Here is a 1049-nt window from a genome sequence, read left to right on the forward strand (position 1 = left end):
AACAGCAAAAGCCCCGCAGTCGGAGCGGACTGCGGGGCTCATGAAGAGAGGCTAGTTTGTGGGCGCTTTGCCTGGCGCCCACGGGAGAGGCAACAGAGTAGAGACTACTCGTGGATGCGGGTACCGGAGAGGCCGGCCATGGTCTCGGCGGCCTTGTCCAGGGCGCCGATGATGCAGGTGCGGCCCTTGCGGGAACGGGCGAACTTGATGGCGGCGCGGACCTTGGGCTCCATGGAACCCTTGCCGAACTGACCCTCGTCGGCCAGACGCTCGGCCTCGTCGGCGGTGAGGTCCTCGAGCTCCTCCTGGTTGGGCTTGCCAAAGTTGATGGCGACATGCTCGACGGCGGTCAGCAGGAACAGAACGTCGGCGTCGCAGTCCTCGGCCAGCAGCTCGCCGCCCAGGTCCTTGTCGATGACGGCGGGAACGCCCTTGTAGCAGCCCTTGTTCTCGTAGTCGCGGACGACGGGGATGCCGCCGCCACCGCAGGCGATGACGATGAACTCGTTGTCGAGCAGGTTGAGGATGGAGTCAGCCTCGACGATCTTCTTGGGATCGGGGGAGGCGACGACGCGACGCCAGCCGCGGCCGGAATCCTCGACGAAGACCTTGGAGGGGTCCTCGGCCATGAACTCCTTGGCCTGCTCCTCGGTGTAGAAGGGGCCGATCGGCTTAGTCGGGTTCTTGAACGCGGGATCGTCGGGATCGCACTCGATCTGGGTGACGACGGTGGCGGCGTGCCAGCGCTTGTAGCGCTTGTGCATCTCGCGGCCGATGCCCTGCTGCAGGTGGTAGCCGATGTAGCCCTGGGACATGGCGCCGCACTCGGGCAGCGGCATCTCGGGGGTGCCGATGGCATCGTGGGCAGCGGCGAAGGCGTTCTGGATCATGCCGACCTGCGGGCCGTTGCCGTGGGTGATGATGATCTCGTTGCCCTGCTCGATGAGGCCGAGGAGAGCGTGGGCGGTGTTGCTCACGGCCTCGATCTGCTCGACGGGGTTGTTGCCGAGGGCGTTGCCGCCGAGGGCGACGACAATACGATCGGGCTT

The 1049-nt window shown here is 66.0% G+C and carries 1 protein-coding gene; it reads right to left on the reverse strand.

What is annotated here, in order from left to right; all coding sequences use genetic code 11:
• Positions 1–104: 104 nt before the first annotated feature.
• Positions 105–1049 (reverse strand): carbamate kinase (gene arcC / locus DWW73_RS10030; RefSeq protein ID WP_070097146.1); only part of this gene is annotated, 945 nt, incomplete at its 5' end.

The sequence above is a fragment of the Collinsella sp. AF16-8 genome, from assembly GCF_003462695.1.
In the GTDB taxonomy this organism is placed as follows: Bacteria; Actinomycetota; Coriobacteriia; order Coriobacteriales; family Coriobacteriaceae; genus Collinsella.